We start from the raw sequence: 20,117 nt of genomic DNA on the forward strand, positions 1-20,117 counted from the left end.
AAGTAGTCGCAAATATCGTATGTGAATTCCGCTGAGAGCAATACTCACTTTGCAGGAAACACCCCATCTCCATTCGAACCCATATAAGCCCCCCATCGCACAGGTTCTTCTATTTCGATACCCGTTGATATGCGCTTGATCTTCATGCCAAGAAAAACCATCAGGTCAGAGGTTGGATTGAAGTACTGACAATGAACAACATCGAGGTAGCCATCATTGTCCATGTCTCCAATATAAGGTGTTGAGAAGATATTCTTGAACCCATTGAGCTGATCGATGGGAATGACTGATTTATCTGTAAAATTAATCGCAACAAGCTTTGTAAGTATCTCGCTCGATTTCTTGTTCACAAACCCCTCGGCACAATCAAATTCGTTGATACTGATAATCGCCTCATCGATTCCATCGCCATTGAGGTCATAAACCACTGGTGAAGAGAACCCTGTGCAGCCCATTTCGGCCATGTAGGCGACCTCACCAGTTTTCCCGTCAACCATCACCTGCACTGATCCGGTATTCTCCGGCCAGGCACCCCTGCTCACAAACGTAAAGAAGTCGGGCACGTCATCGTCAGTGAAATAGCCTACTGCAAAGCTGTTGCTCGACTCTGAATTGTCAATCCTTTTTGTCCAAACAGGCTTTTCTGTTTTGCCGTCAATGGCAAATATGCTGCTGGCATGTGAAATAGCTACAAGGTCATAAAAGCCGTCTCCATTGATATCTGCTATAGAAGGCGGTGCAATGAAGCCGTGGCCAACTTCCGTCGCCAGGATTTTGGCTTTAGAGAGCTGACGAGCTTTTAAAGCTCCCAGGGTAGTTACATACAGACTCCCTGAGATCGTCTCCCCTCCTGTTCCAAACAGGATAGTAACGCCGCCGCTGCCTGGCTGCTGAAACGCAATCGGCGACATGTACGACTCTTTACCATCGGGCATCGTATCTGCTGCCAGAATCTCACCGGTTTTGGTGTCCATCAGCATCAATACGCCAGGAAATCTATTGCTGGTGGAAAATGGCTCAACCTTGGAATTTCCGCCGTTCACAACCAGCAGATCCTTGAGTCCGTCCCCATTTTGGTCGGGCACCAGCACGCTATTGTAAAAATTAAAGCGAGCATACTGAAGGATGGAGTCTTCCTGGTACAACTCATGGTCATAGGCCCAAATCACCTTGCCGGTTTTTCCATCCAGCGCCCTTAAGTGAGGCGACCTCCCACCAATAAACACCTCTGGCACCTGGTCTCCGTTCACGTCGTAGAGTGTCGCCGAACCAAACACCTGGTCAGTGGTTTCTTGCCTCCAAATCAACTCGCCAGTCTTTCCGTCCAGTGCCATCACACCAAATTCTGACTTTTGGTATTCGTTCTTCCCGGCACCCATCACAATATCCAACACACCATCCCGATTAAGGTCAGCGGCACGTGGCGACGACTGAGAACCAATGATTGAGAAATCCTGCACCCAGGCTACTTCTGTTTTCTTTTTTTTGCAGGAGGTAACTGCCACGCAGAAACACGCAACAAGCAAGAGCAACAGTTGATGGAAAAATTTCATAGTGATGGCCGTTTCGGCCGCTAAAGTATTGAAAAACGAACATAAAGCTAAACAAATGGGGGCTAGCAACACCTTTCAACACCGGTAAAATAGGCCCCGGCGCAGCAGGTGCAACAACACTGTTTAAAAAACCTTTTAAGCACTACCATATGCTTTTTATAAACATTAACTTGTGTTTGGTTTGGATCGAAGAAATATCCAAATCTCTGACCCGCATTTGATAAAATGCAGCCATATTTGAGAATTGAACCCTTACGAATTGCGATGTTGGATTTTTACTTCTTCCCTGATGGACACCCGTAGATATATATTGAATCAATTCAGCGCTATTTCGATCAATAATTATTTGATTGTTAATTTAATCATAGCACTGTCTTTCATAAGCAATTTGTCCCTTGCCCAACAAAAAGGACCGCTTTTTGAGCTGATGCCCACAGCTAAAACAGGCATTACATTCAAGAACATGTTGACGGAGAGCCCGACTGCCAACGTACTTACCTACGAATACTTCTACAACGGCGGCGGCGTGGCCATTGGGGATATCAACAACGATGGTTTGGACGATGTGTACCTCATTGGTAATATGGTAGAAAATCAGCTTTACCTCAACCAGGGAAACTTCTCTTTCAAAGACATCACAAAATCATCGGGCACTGCTGTAAGCCAGGGATGGAAAACTGGTGCAAACATGGTGGATATTAACGGCGATGGCTGGCTCGACATTTATGTGTGCCTTTCAGGAAAAACTGCTCCCGATACCAGGCGTAATAAACTCTTCATTAATAACAAAGACCTGACCTTTACAGAGAAGGCAGCGGAATATGGATTGGATGACCCATCGCACAGCACGCACTCAGCCTTTTTCGACATCGACAATGATGGTGACCTGGACATGTACCTGCTCAACCACAACATTACTGTGATCCGTGAGTTTGAGTTTGCCAAGGCAAAAGAAACACGTGATCCCTACGCTGGCGACAAGCTGTATAGGAACGACAATGGGCGCTTTGTCGACATCAGCGCCGCAGCTGGTATCAAAGGCAACCCACTTGGTTTCGGTTTGGGCGTCAACATTGCCGATGTGAACCAGGATGGTTTTCAGGACATTTACGTATCCAACGACTACGTAGAGCCCGACTACCTCTACATCAACAACGGCGACGGCACATTTACTGATGAGATGACCAACTACATGCAGCACATCTCCTATTTCTCCATGGGCTGCGACATCAGCGACATCAACAACGACGGCTGGCCCGACATTTACACGCTCGACATGCTGCCGGAAGACAACAAGCGACAAAAGCTGCTTTACGGGCCGGAAAATTACGAGCATTTTGCCTTGCTTGTAATCAACGGCTTTTACTTCCAGAATATGAGGAACATGCTCCATCTGAACAACACCGATGGAACCTATAGCGAGATTGGGCAGTTTTCCGGCATTTCCAACACCGACTGGAGCTGGTCCCCCCTCTTCGCCGACTACGACAACGACGGATGGAAAGACCTGTTCATCAGCAATGGCTATTTCCGTGACTACACCAACCGTGACTTCCTGAAATACAAGGGCGACTACTTCTTTGATATGGCGAGAGAAAAACAGCCTGCGGACACCTTTCATCTGGTTTCCACCATGACATCCACCCCCGTACATAACTACATCTACAAAAATAATGGAAACCTGACGTTCACCGATATGAGCGACAACTGGGGCTTTGCCAATCCGGGCTTTTCCAGTGGCGCAGCTTATGCCGACCTTGACAACGATGGCGATATTGACCTGATCGTCAACAATCAAAACAACGCTGTTTCAATCTATAGAAATCAAACCCAACAAAGGCATCCCGACCGCAACTACCTCGACATTACGCTCAAGGGACTTTCTAAAAACTCAAGGGGCTACGGTGCCAAAGTGCATGTGTATGCAGGCGGACAGGTGCAGTATTTTGAGCAAATGCCTACCAGAGGCTTTCAATCGTCGGTTACCGGTAGGCTTCATGTCGGGCTTGGGCAACAGAGCAAAATTGACTCAATCCGAGTGAAATGGCTAACTGGTGCCGAGCAGAAGCTTTCAGGCATTGCTGCGAATCAAACGATCACAATAGAGGAAAAAAATCTCGAAAAGCCTTACCTATTTGCGTCTGCCAAAGCATCATTTGAGCCAACTAATTTTTCCAGAGTGGAATGCCCTGTCTATTACGAACATCTCGAGTATGGTTTCAACGACTTCAAGCGACAACCTCTGCTAATGACCATGCTTACTAACTGCGGCCCTATTATGACTACAGGCGACGTGAATGGCGATAGCAGAGAAGATATCTTCGTGGGTGGCGCCCAGGAGAACCCTGGCATGCTATTCATTCAATCAGCCACTGGTTCGTTCGAGCCTGGCAATTTCCCTGTTACACAAGCCGATCTTCAGTATACCGATGCTGGTGCCAGCTTCTTTGACGCCGACAAGGACGGAGACCTCGATCTCTATCTCGTTAGCGGTGGCTACAATGATTACAGTGAGAAAGATAAAGCCACACAAGACAGGCTTTACCTGAACGACGGAAAGGGAAATTTCACCAAAGCGACAGATGCCTTGCCTGACATGCTCGTGAGCAAATCATGTATCGCCTACGCCGACTTTGACAAAGATGGTGACATGGATCTTGTGCTCGGCGGAAGGGTGATTCCCGGCAGGTATCCGGAAGTACCTCAAAGCTTCTTCCTCGAGAACGAAGGAAACGGCAAGTTTGTGGATGTGACTGCCGCAAAGGCCAAAGAGCTGGGTGCGATAGGCATGGTCACTGATGCTTCGTGGGTGGATTTGAATGGCGACAAATGGGACGATTTGGTAGTGGTTGGAGAGTTCATGGCTATTGAAGTTTTCATTAACAAGCAGGGGAAATCGCTGGAGGGTTCAACGAGCCAGTATTTCAACAAGCCAGTTTCTGGTTTGTGGAGCAAGATGGTTGTTCATGACTTCGACAAAGATGGCGACCCGGATATTGTTGTGGGGAACTTCGGGCTAAACACCCAGCTCCATGCAAGCGAAAAAGAACCCATGACTCTTGTTTACAAAGATTTTGACAACAATGGTTCTGTGGATCCCATTCTCAACTACTATATCAAAGGTGAATCGGTACCGTTTGCCAGCAGAGACGAACTGCTTGACCAGATTTACGCCATGCGAAGCAAGTATACTGACTATTCTTCCTATGCCGATGCCAGGCTGAGCACCATCTTCTCAAAAGCTGACCTAAAAGATGCCAAAGAGCTGAAGGCCACCGAACTGCGCAGTATGTACCTGGAAAACAGAGATGGCAAACTCATTCCTCACGCCTTACCGGATGAGGCACAGTTCGCTCCCGTTTATGCAATGGCGCTGGTCGACTACAATAAAGATGGCAACATGGATCTCGTTGTGGCGGGCAATCAAAGCTCTATTCGCATTCGCATGGGAGTGATCGATGCCAATTTTGGGCAATTGTACGAAGGTGACGGCAAGGGACATTTCAAATATGTATCACAGTCAAAATCTGGCTTCAGGTTCACTGGAGATACCAAGTCACTTGACGTGATAGATGTGGCAGGTGAGCAGTTCCTGCTCGTGGGTGTGAATAATGTGGGTATCGAAGCGTATAAATTGAATAAGTGATGAAAAAGACTGTTATACTGGGTGTTTTGTTGGGCACTATGCAATTTACCGCCTCTGCGCAGACCAGCCTGAGCAATACGGAAGCGGCCAAAGTGTTCGCCGAGAACGCCTTCCACCTGTCGGAAGTGATGCTTCACGATGTGGCTAACCCACCTGCCGCCAGCCGGTTTTATGCTTATGCAATGCTGGGTGCCTACTACACAGCGACCACCAGTGGTAGCAACATTCCTCAAATTGGCCCAAACTTCAAAGTAAACCCGGGCGTTCATGCCCCCTACTCCGCAAAAGGCTTTGACCTGACCTTTGCAGCCACCTATGCCATGCTGGAGGTGGGAAAAAAGATCATGCCGTCGGGCTACCTGCTAAAAACCAATCAGGAGCAGCTGGAAACACAGTTCAAAGAGCAGTACAAGCTTTCAGCCCGGTCTGTTGAAGCTAACAAGAAGTACGCCATTGAAATAGCAGACCAAATCATTCGGTATGCCAAAAGCGATGGGTACAATAAGCTGAGCACCTACACCAGATACACGCCAAGCAAAGAGGAAGGTCGGTGGTACCCTACGCCTCCTGAATACATGTCGGCCATTGAGCCGCAATGGAAAACCATCAGACCGTTCTTTCTTGAGTCGTACGACCAGTTTGTACCCACAGCCCCTGCTCCTTTCAGCCTTGACACCGCCAGCTCGTTTTTTAAGCAAACCATGGAGGTGTATGACGTTGTGAGGAACCTGACGCCTGAGCAGAAGCTTGTCGCCAGCTTTTGGGACTGCAACCCTTTTGCCGTAGCCTATTCGGGCCACATGGCCATCGGCTTGAAGAAGATCTCTCCTGGCGGCCACTGGATGGGTATTACCGGTATCGCTTGTGAAAAGGCAGATATACCCTTCGACTCTACCATTTTTGTGCATGCCATGGTGGGCACTACCCTGCACGATGCTTTCATAAGCTGTTGGGATGAAAAATACCGGAGTGATAGGATCAGGCCTGAAACCATGATCAACAAGTACATTGATTCCGAATGGCGACCAATTCTCCAAACACCTCCGTTTCCTGAATACACCAGTGGGCACAGCGTAGTGTCTGCTGCTTCTTCTGTTGTGCTCACAACACTTCTCGGCGATAATTTCGCTTTTAGAGACGACTCTGAGGTGTATTTTGGATTACCGGAAAGGGACTTCAATTCCTTTTACGAGGCTGCAGCCGAAGCGGCCATTTCAAGGCTTTACGGCGGCATCCACTACCGAGACGCCTGCGATGAGGGTGTGAAGCAAGGCCGGGCTGTGGGCACAAACTCCATCAACAAAGTTCTGAAGCCAGCCAGCAAGGGCACAAACTGAAAAAGTAGCGGGTATTTCTGCCGGATCGAGTATCAATCAATCTGTATTCTTGGGGATTGAATGGATCGGTGTGCAGCTAAATAAAAAAGCAAACTGGTTCAATGCGTCCCGCTTGGACCTTTTGCTTCTTTATGATCTCCAATCGCTGAATAGGATAACTCTATTTTTGAGTTTTACTCCCCAGATTTATTGCTTGATCCGTAATCCCCCCAAGATTTTCCGCCTGACCTGTAATCGTTGCCTTCTACCCGGTGAGACTGAAAACAAAAAAGCTTTCGGGCGAACCCGAAAGCTTTTTACCTGCTCAGGAATGAGGTAACTAAACCTCTTTTAGACAAGATTTAGGCTCCTCCTTATCGCAACCTTCCACTGTTAACCTGTCCGCCAACTGGCGGGCGAGGTCCGCCAGTTGGCGGATGAGGCCTGGTTTTGGCAAGAAGGTTAACCCGGTATTGTATTCATGTTAGGTTTAGGACCATCTGCCTGCTCAGGATTTAATACGAAGTTAGAGCATTCGATACTTTTTGACAAAGAGAAGGAACCAATATTTCTATTAATTTTTCGAACCGAAATAAATGGCAAAAAGCATCGTTTACATGCGCCTTAAAGCTCTTTGATCTTGATGTTTTTCCACTTCACACGAATACCACCTCCGTCGTGAATTTGAAGGGCAATTGACCCCGTTGCCTGCCCAATCTTCTCATCTTTGAAAGAGATCATCTCGGTGCCATTCACCCACGTAGTCACTTCATCGCCCACCACCTTGATGCGCATGGTGTTCCACTCCCCCATCTTCAGTGCCTTGTCCTTTTCAGGGTCTGGCTTGATCAACCAACCTCTGCCATAGGATTCGTAAATTCCCCCAGTATCATGTCCAGGAGGCGCCACTTCTGCCTGCCAGCCAGTGATCTTTGTGCCCTCAATGCTCGACCTGAAAAACACACCGCTGTTCCCATTGGCTTCCTGCTGAAACTCGAGCGTAAGGTCAAAGTCCTTGTAAGTTTTCTCTGTTGCAAAATAGCCGTATCCTTTATCTGGCCCACTTTCGCAAACCAGTAATCCATCCTCTACAAACCACTTTTCAGTGCCGTAAATCGTCCATCCTTTCAGGTTCTTGCCATTGAAAATGGACTTTTGAGCAAACGCCCCGTTAGTCATCAAAAGCGCCAGGCCAATCGCCAGGGATACCCCCGTTAATTTCATTCTTTTCATTGTTGCTTATTGTTTAAGTATATCTGTATTAGCTATTAAATTGTATTACCTGCTGTCGACTCCAAAGGCGAAACTTACCATAGCAAAGGTTATTTTTCAAATTGAATCGTTTTCAATACGGCCAGGTTGTCATTCGGCTTTTCTGGTTTCATAATGAAGAAATACATATCATGCCGTCCCTCCAAGGGCTTTTTCAGTGTTCCTTGAACAGTACCGCTATCACCCCAGGAGCCCGTAGCAACAAAATCTGTCTTGCTGACAATGGGCCCGGCATATGAATCCAGTCTCACTTCTATATAGCCATTTTTTTTGTCTGCCGCATACTCGTAGCTGAATCCTTTGATGCCAGTCATGTCAATGTTCTTCAGGAGAATATAGGATTTATGGCCTCCCTGACTCAGGCTATTGCCCCACCTGGGAAAGCCTTCATGCGCATCCGCAAATACTGTGCTCACCCTGGCATTTCGAAGCGAAATTATCTCAGAGCCGGTCAAAGGTTCCACACCGTTAGCTCCTTTGTCGGTATAAGTAGCCAACAGGTTGTACACACCACGCCTGTCGTCCTTTTTGTGCTTGCTCAAAGCCACCTTACCCTCTGCAGGCAACGTAGTAGCTGTGGACGGGTTAGCCAGCGATAAAATATAATTAACAATCTCTTTGGCGTCGTCCATGGGAATCTGTGGGTGGGCTGCCATCACGTGCACATCACCCCAATTGCCGCCCCCTCCCTGAATAATCTTCCTGGCCAATGTATTGACTGCCGAAGGATCTCCCTTGTATCTTTCTGCCACTTTCAGGTAGGCGGGCCCAACGGAAATGTCTTTTACCGTATGGCAGGCCTTGCAATCGCTGGCCTCAATAAGTGATTTACCCAGAGAGTTATCCCTCAGCACTGCCTGATGGCCAACTGCTTCCGCCGCTGCCATACTTGGCGTGGGATTGTAGTCAAACAATACAGTCACTGCTGAGGGGGGTATAGTCCCTTCTTCCTTGTCGTTTACCACCACTTTGTAAGAGAACGACGGATTATTGTCCCAGAAAAATGATTTGTTGCCAGCCGTTTCAACTGCCACCTTTGGCCGCTCGTTGCCCACTCTCACCAGCACAGTGTCCGAACCAACGGCACCAGCTTTATCAATTACCCGCAATACCGCATTGTACAGTCCGGGTGTTTCGTAGGTATAGCTTGCGTTGCGGTCAGTAGCTCCCACCGTTTTCCCGTCAAACAACCATTGGAAGCTTATTTCATCGTCATCATCATAGTCGGTTGTTCCAGCGCTGCTGAACTTTACCGCCAGTGGTGCCACTCCAGCGATCTCCGACGGGCCCCTGTAGCGTGATTCAGACGTCACAAAAGCTTTGGCCCTCTTTTCCGCCATAGCTACGGAATCGACAATGCTTGCCCTGGCAATTGGTGGCCGGTTGCCGGTATTGTATTCCACCCTGACCAACCTCGCATCGTCATTATCGGCACCGTACACCGACCCGTACTCCAGCATGTACATCACGCCTTCCTTGCTGAACACCATATCAATCGGTCTTCGGAAGTCGCCATTGTTGGTCATAAAGGGCTCGTTGCGCACATAGTTTTCGTTTTCATCGAACCGCAGCACCATGACCCAGTTTCTCATCCAATCGAACACGAACAAGCTGCCGTCGAAATACTCGGGAAACCCATTTGGCGACTTCTGCGAAGCATTATATGTGTAAAAAGACCCCGCCATGGCACTTCGTCCTCCTTTGCCCAGCTCAGGAAAGTCGGGTGATGCAGCGTAAGGGTACCAAATCATTGCCGGCGTGGCTGGCGGCAGATTAGCAAGGCCCGTATTGTTCGGCGAATTGTTCACCGGTGCTGCCGGGTCATATTTCGGCCCTGCGGTGTTTGTGGCAAAGTCCCACTCGGTATAGGCATAGTTATCGCCAACAAAGTATGGCCAGCCGAAGTAGCCTGCCTTTTTGGCCTGGTTAAATTCATCGTAGCCCCTCGGGCCTTGTATACTGTCCTCACCTGCATCCGGCCCTATCTCGCCCCAATAGATGGTTCCTGTTTTAGGGTTGATGGCTATCCTGTAGGGGTTGCGGCAACCCATGGCGTAAATTTCAGGCAAAGTCTTCTCTGTGCCAGGGGCAAACAAATTTCCTTCTGGGATAGTGTAAGTTCCATCTTCCTGCGGACGGATCCGCAAAATCTTTCCTTTGAAATCGTTGGTATTGGCAGCTGACCGTTGGGCATCCATAGGGAAGTACTCCGGCTCAGGCCTTTCGTCGATGGGTGCATAGCCATTGGAGGGAAATGGTGTTGTGCCATCCCCGGTCGATAGAATCAGGTTCCCGTCCTTGTCGAAGGCCAGTGAGCCACCATGATGTGCCCCGCTGTTGATCTGCACAGGCACTTTCAAGAGCACTTTTTCCGAATTCAGGTCTAACGTGTTGTCGGCAGTTACCACAAATCGGGACAAATGGAAGAAAAATGGTTCTCCCTCCATCGGCGGTGAGTGATACAGATAAATATACCCATTGCTGGCAAAGTTGGGGTCAAGCGTCACTCCTATTAACCCGGTGCCGCCTTTGTTCATCACATCAAGCTGATGAACCAGTTTGTTCTCCCCGCTCTTTGTGTCAAACATCCACACCTTTCCGTTGAACATTTCGGTGTAAAAAAGCCTTCCGTCGTCAGCAATGGCCATTTCCATCGGCACATCAAGGTCATTCACCAGAATCGTTTTCACGAAACGGTTTTCTTCAGGTGCCTCCACCGCATATGACTTAGAGTAATCCAGGGTCACATTTTCTCCCATAGCATATTGAATACCACCATAAATATGCTGCAAAAACAAGGGGTCACTGAAGCTGTCTTCCACATGACCGCCGCCAGTGTAGAAGGCTCGACCACCGTCAAACTCATGGTACCAAGCAATGGGGTGGTTGGCTCCATTGGTGCCGCCATTGTAGGTGTTTTCGTCCAGGTAGGCGAGCACATTCAACTCGGAGTAAAAGCTTTTATAGCTATACCACTCGTCCGTTCTTTCCCATTTGACTGGAAGCCCTTTTGTTGAAATATGCGTAGTGTCGGAGACAAGCACAGTGGCTTTTTGGATATTGGAATTTCGGGGATGGCTGGAAAAGTGGGCTCCCATGAGTTTGCCATACCACGGCCAGTCATATTCGGTGTCGGCGGCAGAGTGAATACCAACATAGCCACCACCTGCCTGAATGTAGCGTTCGAAGGCCGCCTGCTGTTTGGCATTCAGTACATTACCGGTCGTGCAATTGAACACTACTGCTTTATACTTCTTTAGGTTGTCGTCGGCAAATGCCTCAGAGTTACTGGTGGTGTCTACGGCAAAGCCGTGCTCCTCGCCCAATTTTTGAATAGCGGCTATCCCATAGGGAATTGAGCCATGCTGGTAGCCCTTGGTTTCAGAAAAAACCAGCACCCTTGGGCCGTTTGAGCCACTGTCGCACGATTCAAGCGTTAGCAGTGAAAGTAAAAGAACATAGCCAGAAAGGAGCCGCCTGGAGTAAAGAAGTAGTTTCATAGGATGTAGCTTAAGCAATTAAATGTAAGGCTATTCTCGCTGCTTTCTGATTCTAGAGTTTATGAATGGAAAATTTGAAGGATGAAAGCTTTTGATGCCCTCAGCAAATTGTCAGACACGAACACTTTTCCCGGCTTATTTCTTTGTTAGAGCCACATTACTTCCTCATTTTTGCGCAACGGTTCTATCGATTTTTTATCCACCCTTTATGGCAAAGAAAATTTACTTTACCCCTGGCCCCTCCGACATCTATTTCACTGTGGAGGAGCACCTGAAAAACGCCCTCAAAGAGCAAATACCTGCTATTTCTCATAGAAGTAAGCGGTTTCAGGAAATTTATGCGGAAGCTGAAAGCAATCTCCGCACCTTGTTTGGCCTGCCCAACGATTTTCACCTGGCTTTTACCGCTTCCGCCACCGAGGTGTGGGAGCGACTGATTCAAAACTGCGTAGAGAAAGAATCCTTCCATTTTGTCAATGGCTCATTTTCTCAGAGATTTTATGAAATAGCCGGAGAGCTGGGCCGGACAGCCAAAATGGCAAAGGCCGATTACGGCAGCTACACCCCTATCAGCGATGTTGCCATTTCAGGTTCCGCAGAGCTTATTTCGGTGACGCAAAATGAAACCAGTACGGGCGTTGCCTTCCCGCAAAATGAGATAGAACAGCTTAAAGCTGCCTATCCTAATGCGTTGATTGCGGTAGACTTTGTAAGCTCAGCCCCAGTTTCCAATATCGATTTTAGCAAAATCGACACTGCCTACCTTTCAGTGCAGAAATGCTTCGGCTTGCCGGCGGGGTTGGGTGTTTGGTTTTACAATGATCGCTGCCTCGAAAGAGCAAAGGCCTTACAGGCAAAAGGTCAGGTCATTGGCTCCTACCACAGCCTGCTCAAGCTGCACGAAGGTGGCCTCAAGAAACAGACGCCAGAAACACCAAACGTCTTGTTCATCTACCTGCTTGGCAAAGTCGCTGGCGATATGCTGTCCAAAGGCCTTGACAGAATCCGAATCGAAGCGGAATACAAAGCAACCGTATTGTACACCTACTTCGAAAGTCATCCACTGTTTGCTCCTTTTGTAAAAAATGCAGGCGCCAGATCCAAAACCGTGATTGTGGCAGAAACAGGGCAACACACAGCGGCATTGATCGATTTTTTGAAAACTAAAGGCATGGTGGTGGGTAGCGGCTATGGCCCGTTCAAAGATTCGCATATCCGGGTCGCCAACTTTCCAACACACTCAAAAGAAAGCATCGAACTGCTGGTCGATACGATTGACACCTTCCGGCAGTGATTTTTATCCATTTAACTGCTAATGGCTAAAAAAATACCGTACAAATACTTCTTAGGCGGAGTTGTTTCAAGAATAAATTAGTTTTAGTAAAGTAACTTTGTGTTGACAAAACCTTAATGAAGTAGATGCATAATTTTCATAAAATTCTGGTAGGACTCGACTTGACTGATATTGATGAGCAGTTGATCAAAGCAGCGTCATTCATCACCACTGCGTTTAAGTCCAAAGAGATTTACTTCTACAATGTGATCAGGGACTTCAGCGTGCCTGAAGAGCTTATCAAGGAATTCCCAACTGTTGTGGAACAACTTATTGTCGACAGAAAGCATGAGATGGAGAATAAAGTCAATCAGTACTACAGTTTTCCGGACGGAATAAAGGTCAACTTCCTTGTGAAGCAGGGACAGCCTACCAAAAAGATCATGAAATTTGCTGACGAGAAAAAAATAGACTTGATCATGGTGGGCCGGAAACCAAAGCCCAAGAGCGGCGGCATCATTATCAACCGTCTTGCAAGGCGTGCAGGATGCTCTCTGCTTATCGTGCCCAAAGAATATGACCATGCGCTTGAGAAGCTGTTTGTACCTATCGACTTTTCTGATTACTCACTTGACGCCATGCAACAGGCAGTGGCAATTGCCCGATCCAATACTAAGCCGGTAAAAATCATAGCGCAAAACGTCTACAACGTGCCTCAGGGCTACCACTACACGGGCAAATCCTACAAGGAATTTGCTGCCATAATGAAAGCCAATGCAGAAAAAAATTATGAGAAGTTTATTAAACAAATAGATACTGAAGGCATTGACATTGAACCGATTTATTCACTCGACAAGCACGACGACGTAATGGGGACTATTTTTGCCGTTGCTAAAAAGAGTCTCGCTGACATCATCATCATCGGTGCCAAAGGGCGCTCGGCAACAGCCGCCTTGTTCATAGGTACAAATGCAGAGAAACTGGTTCAAATTGACTCAAAAATCCCCATCCTGGTAATAAGACCTACGGGAAGAACGGAGGGTTTGCTTGAGTACCTGAAAGAACTGTAACTATTTTAAAACATTCTTGCCGCAATGTGATTTTATAATAAGCCCTCTTATCATAACTTGCTGGCATGGAATTCCAATTTTCGGCGTCGTCTCATTTCAACCAATTCAAATCGCTCTCAACCGGTCGGTTTGACGTCATTGTTATTGGTGGCGGTATCACAGGAGCCGGCATTGCTGTAGATGCTGCGAAAAGAGGACTCAAAGTAGTGTTGTTTGAAAAGGGCGACTTTGCTTCTGGCACCAGCAGCCGGTCGACCAAGCTTATACACGGCGGCCTGCGCTATCTCAAGCAACTGGAGATTGGCCTCGTGCGAGAAGTAGGCATGGAACGCTCCATTGTCCACAAAATGGCCCCACACATGGTCATTCCTGAAAAAATGCTCCTTCCCCTGGTAGAAGACGGCACTTTTGGAAAGTGGGCTACCTCCCTCGGCTTGTGGGTGTACGATGTATTGGCCGGCGTTGACGGCGATGATCGTCGGGAAATGCTCAACCATGAGGAAACATTGGCAAAGGAACCACTGCTCAACCCGGAGAAGCTTATCGGTAGCGGATACTACGCAGAATACAGAACCGATGATGCCCGACTCACCATCGAGAACATGAAGAAGGCAGCCCAGTTGGGTGCCATGCCGTACAACTACTGCCATGTAAAGGAATTTATCTACAAAAAGTCAAAGGCTGTTGGCGTAAAGGTGTTTAATGAAATTACCGGTGAGGAGATTGAAGTAAAATCTAACTATATCATCAATGCCGCCGGCCCGTGGGTAGACATGCTAAGGGATCAAGATCATTCTCTGGAAGGCAAGCGGCTTCATCTCACCAAGGGAGTGCATATAGTGGTGCCACACAGCAAGTTTCCACTTAAGCAAGCGGTGTATTTCGATGTGCCTGACGGCCGAATGATCTTCGCTATTCCAAGAGGAAAAATCACTTATATAGGTACAACCGATACCGATTATAAGGATAACAAAGACCTCGTGCTTACCAAAAAAGAAGATGCAGACTACTTGCTCTCGGCGGTGATGAATACCTTCCCTTCCGTACATCTCACTATCAAAGATGTGTGCTCTTCCTGGGCGGGCCTTCGTCCTCTGATTCATGAAGATGGCAAGTCGGCCTCCGAGCTTTCAAGAAAGGACGAGATATTCGAGTCAGAAAGCGGGCTGCTCTCCATTGCTGGTGGCAAGCTGACCGGTTATAGAAAGATGGCTGAGCGCATTGTGGATGTGGTGATGGAGCGGATGTACGAGAAGAATGAACACAAGTTCGTAAAATGCAGCACAGACAGCCTTACATTGCCTGGCGGTGATTTTAAGAACTATAAGGCCGTTGAAAAATACATCTCCGAAATTGGAAAAGCGCTAAAAAAGCTTGGAGCGTCGCCCTATGAGTCATGGTACCTGGTGTCAACTTATGGGAAACAGACAGACACTATTCTTAGCATGCTGCCCGATTACCAGCAGGTGGACGACATCAGAGAGAAGCTGCTAATGGCCGAACTGGACTTCTCGTTTGAAAATGAAATGATTTGCAGGCCGGTCGACTATCTGGTGCAACGTTCCGGGAGGCTTTACTTTGACATTGAGAGTATCCATGAATTCTCCGATATAACTCTGAAGTTTTTCGCAGGAAAGTTTGGATGGGATCAGGCCAGAATAGATTCAGAAGCACAAGCCATTGATGAAGCGCTGAAAAGGGTAACATCCTTTGTCTGAGACAATCCGATCTTAGCTAAACGGCTCTGAATTTATCAAGCAAATCATTTAACTGAACAGCTTCTTCTTCCGTCAGGTTGCAGATCTTCTTTTCATAAACCTCCATTTCGTCATCCATTTCACTCAAAAGCTTCAGTCCTTTGTCAGAAATCAATACGTCAACAGCACGGCGGTCGTTGGGACACTGCTTTCTTATCACCAGTTCCTTGCTTTCAAGCTTATCCACTATCCGGGAGGCATTCGACATCCGGTCAATCATGCGATCAATGATCAGGTTCACAGTAGATGGCTGTGGGTACTGGCCCCTTAAAATGCGGAGCACATTGAATTGTGCCGCTGTAATGCCATAGCCTTTAAAAAAAGTATGGTGTTTTTCCCCAACCCAACTAGCAGTATAAAAGAGGTTGATCGTCGCCTTCTGAAACTCGTTTTTAAATTTCGGTTGTTTGATGTCTTCGGCTATTCCCATTTTACTAAATTATATTCCAGGTGCTCTAAATTACTATATAACTCCTTTGTCGACACCTATTTGTAAGAAAACAACGAAATATATTACGGGATAGTTGTAGGTACATGTTTTTTTTGTGGAAAAAAAACCGCCTCCCTCTTTAAACCTTGCCTTTGTATCTTTATCTAATAGTTAAAATTTGGCTTTGCAGGAGAAAGACATTCTTGAGAAAATAAGGAACCCATCGTCGAAGCAGTTTGGCTTCTCTCTGCTTGTACGCCATTACCAGAAGCCAATGTATGCCGTCGTTAGACGGATGGTAATAGACCATGATGATGCTGACGATGTGCTTCAAGAGGTCTTTTTAAAGGTTTGGAAAGGAATTGATAACTTTAGGGAAGATGCAAGACTTTTCACCTGGGTTTATCGGATAGCCAGTAATGAGTGTTTGCAGTTTCTGGCGAAAAAGAAGAGGCGGTTCTTCCTCCCTATTCATGACATTAGCAGTGAATTGTTTGCAAAAGCGGAGCAGTCGCCGGGGTTGTCTGGTAGCGAGATTGAACTGAAGCTGCAAAAGGCCATTTTGAAACTACCAGATAAACAGCGTCTCGTTTTTAACATGAGATATTATGATGAATTGAAATTTGAAGAGATAGCCAGTATAACCGGCACAAGCGTTGGTGCGCTGAAGGCGAGTTATCACCTGGCAGCAAAAAAAATAGAGGAATATGTTACTGCTGATTAAACCTTTAGCCCAAAAAACAATCAAAGTATTAATTGACTTCTGATGAACAAGTTCAAGCTCGACGACATAGAAAAAAAAGAGCCGTTTGAGGCCCCTGAAAAGTACTTCGATGAGTTCCCGTTGAGGATGCAGAAAAGGATAGAAGTAAAAGCTGCTGGCTCTCCAGTGTGGCAGCTCTTGCTTTCTCCCAAATGGTCTTTGTCGGCGCTTGGCATGGTGCTTATGCTGGGTGTTGGATTATTTGTTTGGAACAACGATAAGGCAACAGAGGTAGATTTGAACCCTCTCGACGCAGTCGCCACAGCTGACCTTATCTACTATCTGGAAATCGAATCTGTCAGTGCCGATGAGCTCGTGCAATTGATGAATCATGCTGAAGCAGAAGATTCAATTTGGAATGACGGTGAGCTAAATTTGTTGCCAGAAGAAGAAATGACTGATGAAGAACTGCTACTGCTTTATGATCAGTTAAGTACACAGGATGAAATCCTTTAATTGAATGATTATGAAACGTTTTACATATATAGTCCTAATGATCTTGCTATCAGCCACTTATTTGCAGGCGCAAGACCCAGAGGCAATGAAAAAAGTAGAGGCCGCCAAAATCGGGGTGATAACCGAGCGGCTGGGCTTAACACCCGAACAGGCGGAGCAGTTCTGGCCTATTTACCGGGAGTTTAGTGATAAAAGAAGAAGCATTTTGGGAGAGATGAGAGATGCACGGAGAGACTTCAATCCTCAAACAGCCACTGAGGAAGAAAACAGGGCTATGATGGATCTGAACTTTCAGGTGAAAGAAAGAGAGCTTAATCTGGAAAAAGAATATTCCGAAAAACTGCTCCGGGTGATTAGTACCCGACAGCTGGTTTCACTGCGGCAGGCTGAAGACGATTTCCGACGAATGGTGCTGGAACAGCTCGAGAGAAGGGCCAGGCAACAAAACATGAGGGAGAATCTTCGGGAGAGAAACCAGGACAGGATTAATGGTAGAAGAGGTAACTGAATTTATATAGCACTGCGTATCATAAGGGGGAGAAAACACTTTGTCCGTTTGGCATGGGCAAAGCTTGCGTTGATAGCAGGCTTTGCCTTTTTGAGTTTCAATTCACTGGCCCAGGAGGACACCACTACAGGTTATCACCTAACTTATGAAGACTCATTGTCCATTTTTGACGACATGGACTCGCTGTCAATCTTTAGATTGATCGACAGTGTGCTTTCCGCTACTCAAAAATCTTCAACACTGAATGTGCGCCTTTCCTACACAAGCAGGGTCACGTCAGCTGGCAGAGATTTTAGTGTGAAACAGTACGGGCTAACGCCAGGCGTTTCTTTTTATCATCACAGTGGAGCATTTGCAGATGTTTCCGGCTACTGGAACAGTCAGTTTGAACCTAACTACAGCCTGACAGTCCTGAGCGCTGGCTATCTTGGTCTTCCCACCAAGTGGCTCTCCTACAATATTGCCTTCGAAAGGTCCTTTTACGCCCAGGCTGCCTCCGATTCTGTCATTGCGGCACCACCTAATGGGCTCAATGGCACTTTATTTTTTGACGCCGACTGGTTGTATGCCACTATTGATTATACATACCTTTTTGGCAATGGCGATGCACACCGTCTTTCCGGTGCTTTGTCAGGGAACATTGTGTTTCGGAAAGTCTGGTTTATCGATAAAATTACGCTGTTCCCCTCCGCCAACTTTCTATTTGGCAACGAGGAGCTTGTCTCCTACCGCTTCAATGTAGATCTGACCGATCCACGAGTCCAACGTTTAATCAGGCGCTTCCCCAGGTTACGAAGAAGAGTGGTGACACCCGAAACGAACGATGTATTTGGATTGATGAACGTCAGCTTTTCTACACCCATCTCCCTCAGGTACAAACAGTTTAGCTTGCTCCTCTCCTATACCTACAACATACCAGTTGAATTGCCCGGAGAGTCACTGGCTGACACCAAGCCCAACAGCTATTTCAGCACAAGCCTGGGTTATATGATTCCACTCCGCCAAAAGAAGTAAGATTCTTTATATTTGGGTTTTCGTGTTCAAATGCAGACAGTAACCCTTTCAGAATTGGCCTTTACTATCAAGGATGCCATTTCCGGCAACCTCGCTCCCTCCTATTGGGTAACAGCCGAAATTGGCGACATGAAAGTGAATGCCAAGGGGCATTGCTACCTTGAGCTGCTTGAAAAAGACCATCAGCAGGTAAAGGCCAAACTTCGGGCCGCTATATGGGCCTACGACTTCAGGAATATTAATCAATGGTTTGAAAAAATAACCGGCAACTCATTGAGACAGGGAATTAAGATCCTTGCCAATGCACAGGTGAGCTTTCATGAAGTGTACGGCCTTAATCTGACGATCAAAGACATAGACCCCAATTTCACCATTGGAGAAAGGGAAAGAAAAAAGCAGGAGGTCATATCACGGTTAACTGAAGAGCTCCTAATTGATCGCAACAAAGGTTTGGTGCTTCCGGTCGTGCCGCAGCGCATTGCGGTCATCAGCTCTTCCACTGCTGCCGGGTATGGCGATTTTTTACATCACCTGGAAAATAACAAGAAGCACTATGCTGTATCAACCAAGCTCTTTCCTGTGACTTTGCAGGGCGATGAGGCCGAGCAAGCCATCCTTGCCGCTATTCGAGACGCTTCCAAGGAAAAAGATGACTTCGATGCCATTGTTGTTATCCGTGGTGGTGGTGCGCAGCTCGATTTGGACGTTTTCAACGAATACAATGTTTGCGCCGCCATAGCCAATGCTCCCCTGCCTGTGCTCACCGGTATAGGCCACGAACGGGACGAAACCATTGCCGATATGGTGGCTCACACCCGGCTCAAGACCCCCACCGCTGTGGCCGATTTTATCCTGGAGGGTTTCGAGTCGTTCACTGAATCTATTCAGTGGATGGCGAGTAGGCTCTTGCGGCAGGTCGATGAAGAAATGACGGGGCAAAAGCACTTACTAGGTCAACTTTCGAAAGACCTAAACTACCTGGCCAGGCAGCAAATGGCGCAGGGCCTCTCCTATATCAACAGCGTTAAAAGAGATATAGCGCAGTCGGCAAAATGGAAGATAGAACGGGAACGAAACCGCCTTAGAGAAGTTTCAGCCACTACTGTCCATACAGTGAATGAGCACTTGAAAGCCGCAAAAAACCAGCTGGCTATGGCGGAAAAGTCGATTGAAGCCAGCGACCCGAAAAAAGTATTAGCAAGGGGATACAGCATTACCACCCTGGAGGGGAAACTTTTGAAGAACAGTAAATTAAAGAATGGGGATTCCATCGTGACTCACTACAGCCATGGGGTCTTAACATCTCAAATAAAAAGCCTTGATGACCATGAGTAATAAACAATTATCGTATTCTGAGGCACTGGAAGAGCTAAAGGGTATAGTGGAGAAGATAGAAAGTGCAGAACTGGATGTGGATGAAATAACGAAAATGGTCCAGCGGGCGACTGATTTGATCCTCTACTGCAAAGAAAGACTTACACAAACAGAAGCCCAGCTGACCGAGGCTATGAAAAAGTTAGAAGAATGATGCATTTGATGGCTTATTTGTAGAAATTTAA

At 47.1% G+C, this 20,117-nt stretch carries 15 protein-coding genes; 11 read left to right on the top strand and 4 right to left on the bottom strand.

Features of this window, described 5'->3' with window-relative positions; all coding sequences use genetic code 11:
* Positions 1-44 precede the first annotated feature (44 nt).
* A complete protein-coding gene (locus RIF36_RS00990; RefSeq protein ID WP_350071752.1) occupies positions 45-1,553 on the bottom strand; it encodes an outer membrane protein assembly factor BamB family protein in 1,509 nt (502 codons plus the stop codon).
* A 289-nt stretch (positions 1,554-1,842) separates the two neighbouring features.
* On the opposite strand from RIF36_RS00990, the gene RIF36_RS00995 reads away from it, so the two are divergent.
* Positions 1,843-5,199: a VCBS repeat-containing protein gene (locus tag RIF36_RS00995; protein WP_350118706.1), complete on the top strand. Its 3,357-nt coding sequence runs from the start codon at positions 1,843-1,845 to the stop codon at positions 5,197-5,199.
* A complete protein-coding gene (locus tag RIF36_RS01000) occupies positions 5,199-6,536 on the top strand; it encodes a vanadium-dependent haloperoxidase (protein ID WP_350071748.1) in 1,338 nt (445 codons plus the stop codon). Before RIF36_RS00995 ends, RIF36_RS01000 begins: the two co-directional genes overlap by 1 nt.
* A 603-nt stretch (positions 6,537-7,139) precedes the next feature.
* Here RIF36_RS01000 and RIF36_RS01005 read toward each other — a convergent pair.
* Both RIF36_RS01005 and RIF36_RS01010 read right to left on the bottom strand, forming a co-directional pair.
* A complete protein-coding gene (locus RIF36_RS01005; protein ID WP_502880832.1) occupies positions 7,140-7,748 on the bottom strand; it encodes a 3-keto-disaccharide hydrolase in 609 nt (202 codons plus the stop codon).
* An 89-nt stretch (positions 7,749-7,837) separates the two neighbouring features.
* Entirely contained in the window at positions 7,838-11,287 is a 3,450-nt protein-coding gene (locus RIF36_RS01010; protein WP_350118709.1) for a ThuA domain-containing protein, read from the bottom strand.
* A 208-nt stretch (positions 11,288-11,495) separates the two neighbouring features.
* Between RIF36_RS01010 and RIF36_RS01015 the strand changes: the two genes are divergently transcribed.
* The 3 genes from RIF36_RS01015 to RIF36_RS01025 all read left to right on the top strand — a co-directional run bounded on the left by RIF36_RS01015 (position 11,496) and on the right by RIF36_RS01025 (position 15,348).
* Entirely contained in the window at positions 11,496-12,581 is a 1,086-nt protein-coding gene (locus tag RIF36_RS01015) for an aminotransferase class V-fold PLP-dependent enzyme (RefSeq protein ID WP_350118712.1), read from the top strand.
* Positions 12,582-12,706: 125 nt separating this feature from the next.
* The gene (locus RIF36_RS01020; RefSeq protein ID WP_151996672.1) at positions 12,707-13,630 is read left to right on the top strand and encodes a universal stress protein; all 924 of its coding nucleotides are present in this window, start codon (positions 12,707-12,709) and stop codon (positions 13,628-13,630) included.
* Positions 13,631-13,695: 65 nt separating this feature from the next.
* Positions 13,696-15,348, top strand: a complete 1,653-nt coding sequence (locus RIF36_RS01025) for a glycerol-3-phosphate dehydrogenase/oxidase (RefSeq protein ID WP_350118715.1) — start codon at positions 13,696-13,698, stop codon at positions 15,346-15,348.
* A 16-nt stretch (positions 15,349-15,364) separates the two neighbouring features.
* Here RIF36_RS01025 and RIF36_RS01030 read toward each other — a convergent pair whose 3' ends face one another.
* Entirely contained in the window at positions 15,365-15,817 is a 453-nt protein-coding gene (locus RIF36_RS01030) for a MarR family winged helix-turn-helix transcriptional regulator (RefSeq protein ID WP_350071738.1), read from the bottom strand.
* 184 nt (positions 15,818-16,001) lie between these two features.
* On the opposite strand from RIF36_RS01030, the gene RIF36_RS01035 reads away from it, so the two are divergent.
* The 6 genes from RIF36_RS01035 to xseB are packed head-to-tail and all read left to right on the top strand — an operon-like array spanning position 16,002 to position 20,086.
* Positions 16,002-16,541 (top strand): RNA polymerase sigma factor, encoded by a 540-nt coding sequence (locus tag RIF36_RS01035; RefSeq protein WP_350092929.1) that lies wholly within the window; start codon positions 16,002-16,004, stop codon positions 16,539-16,541.
* A 42-nt stretch (positions 16,542-16,583) separates the two neighbouring features.
* On the top strand, positions 16,584-17,036 hold the full coding sequence (locus RIF36_RS01040) for a hypothetical protein (protein ID WP_350118718.1): 453 nt from the start codon (positions 16,584-16,586) through the stop codon (positions 17,034-17,036).
* 10 nt (positions 17,037-17,046) lie between these two features.
* Complete coding sequence (locus RIF36_RS01045; protein WP_350092923.1) at positions 17,047-17,544, top strand: hypothetical protein; 498 nt, start codon at positions 17,047-17,049, stop codon at positions 17,542-17,544.
* Between the two features lie 48 nt (positions 17,545-17,592).
* Positions 17,593-18,558: a hypothetical protein gene (locus RIF36_RS01050; protein ID WP_350118720.1), complete on the top strand. Its 966-nt coding sequence runs from the start codon at positions 17,593-17,595 to the stop codon at positions 18,556-18,558.
* 30 nt (positions 18,559-18,588) lie between these two features.
* Positions 18,589-19,893 carry an exodeoxyribonuclease VII large subunit gene (gene xseA, locus RIF36_RS01055; protein WP_350118723.1) on the top strand — a complete coding sequence of 435 codons (1,305 nt, stop codon included), beginning with the start codon at positions 18,589-18,591 and terminating at the stop codon, positions 19,891-19,893.
* The gene (xseB, locus tag RIF36_RS01060) at positions 19,886-20,086 is read left to right on the top strand and encodes an exodeoxyribonuclease VII small subunit (protein WP_350071727.1); all 201 of its coding nucleotides are present in this window, start codon (positions 19,886-19,888) and stop codon (positions 20,084-20,086) included. The genes xseA and xseB overlap by 8 nt, the downstream gene beginning before the upstream one ends.
* Positions 20,087-20,117 lie beyond the last annotated feature (31 nt).

Source organism: Imperialibacter sp., from assembly GCF_040222815.1.
Lineage (GTDB): Bacteria > Bacteroidota > Bacteroidia > Cytophagales > Cyclobacteriaceae > Imperialibacter.

Bases quoted from the DNA above. Each gene is read 5' to 3' on its own strand.
- RIF36_RS00990 (WP_350071752.1), bottom strand. From the start codon at position 1,553: ATGAAATTTTTCCATCAACTGTTGCTCTTGCTTGTTGCGTGTTTCTGC.
- RIF36_RS00995 (WP_350118706.1), top strand. From the start codon at position 1,843: ATGGACACCCGTAGATATATATTGAATCAATTCAGCGCTATTTCGATC.
- RIF36_RS01000 (WP_350071748.1), top strand. From the start codon at position 5,199: ATGAAAAAGACTGTTATACTGGGTGTTTTGTTGGGCACTATGCAATTT.
- RIF36_RS01005 (WP_502880832.1), bottom strand. From the start codon at position 7,748: ATGAAAAGAATGAAATTAACGGGGGTATCCCTGGCGATTGGCCTGGCG.
- RIF36_RS01010 (WP_350118709.1), bottom strand. From the start codon at position 11,287: ATGAAACTACTTCTTTACTCCAGGCGGCTCCTTTCTGGCTATGTTCTT.
- RIF36_RS01015 (WP_350118712.1), top strand. From the start codon at position 11,496: ATGGCAAAGAAAATTTACTTTACCCCTGGCCCCTCCGACATCTATTTC.
- RIF36_RS01020 (WP_151996672.1), top strand. From the start codon at position 12,707: ATGCATAATTTTCATAAAATTCTGGTAGGACTCGACTTGACTGATATT.
- RIF36_RS01025 (WP_350118715.1), top strand. From the start codon at position 13,696: ATGGAATTCCAATTTTCGGCGTCGTCTCATTTCAACCAATTCAAATCG.
- RIF36_RS01030 (WP_350071738.1), bottom strand. From the start codon at position 15,817: ATGGGAATAGCCGAAGACATCAAACAACCGAAATTTAAAAACGAGTTT.
- RIF36_RS01040 (WP_350118718.1), top strand. From the start codon at position 16,584: ATGAACAAGTTCAAGCTCGACGACATAGAAAAAAAAGAGCCGTTTGAG.
- RIF36_RS01045 (WP_350092923.1), top strand. From the start codon at position 17,047: ATGAAACGTTTTACATATATAGTCCTAATGATCTTGCTATCAGCCACT.
- xseA (WP_350118723.1), top strand. From the start codon at position 18,589: ATGCAGACAGTAACCCTTTCAGAATTGGCCTTTACTATCAAGGATGCC.
- xseB (WP_350071727.1), top strand. From the start codon at position 19,886: ATGAGTAATAAACAATTATCGTATTCTGAGGCACTGGAAGAGCTAAAG.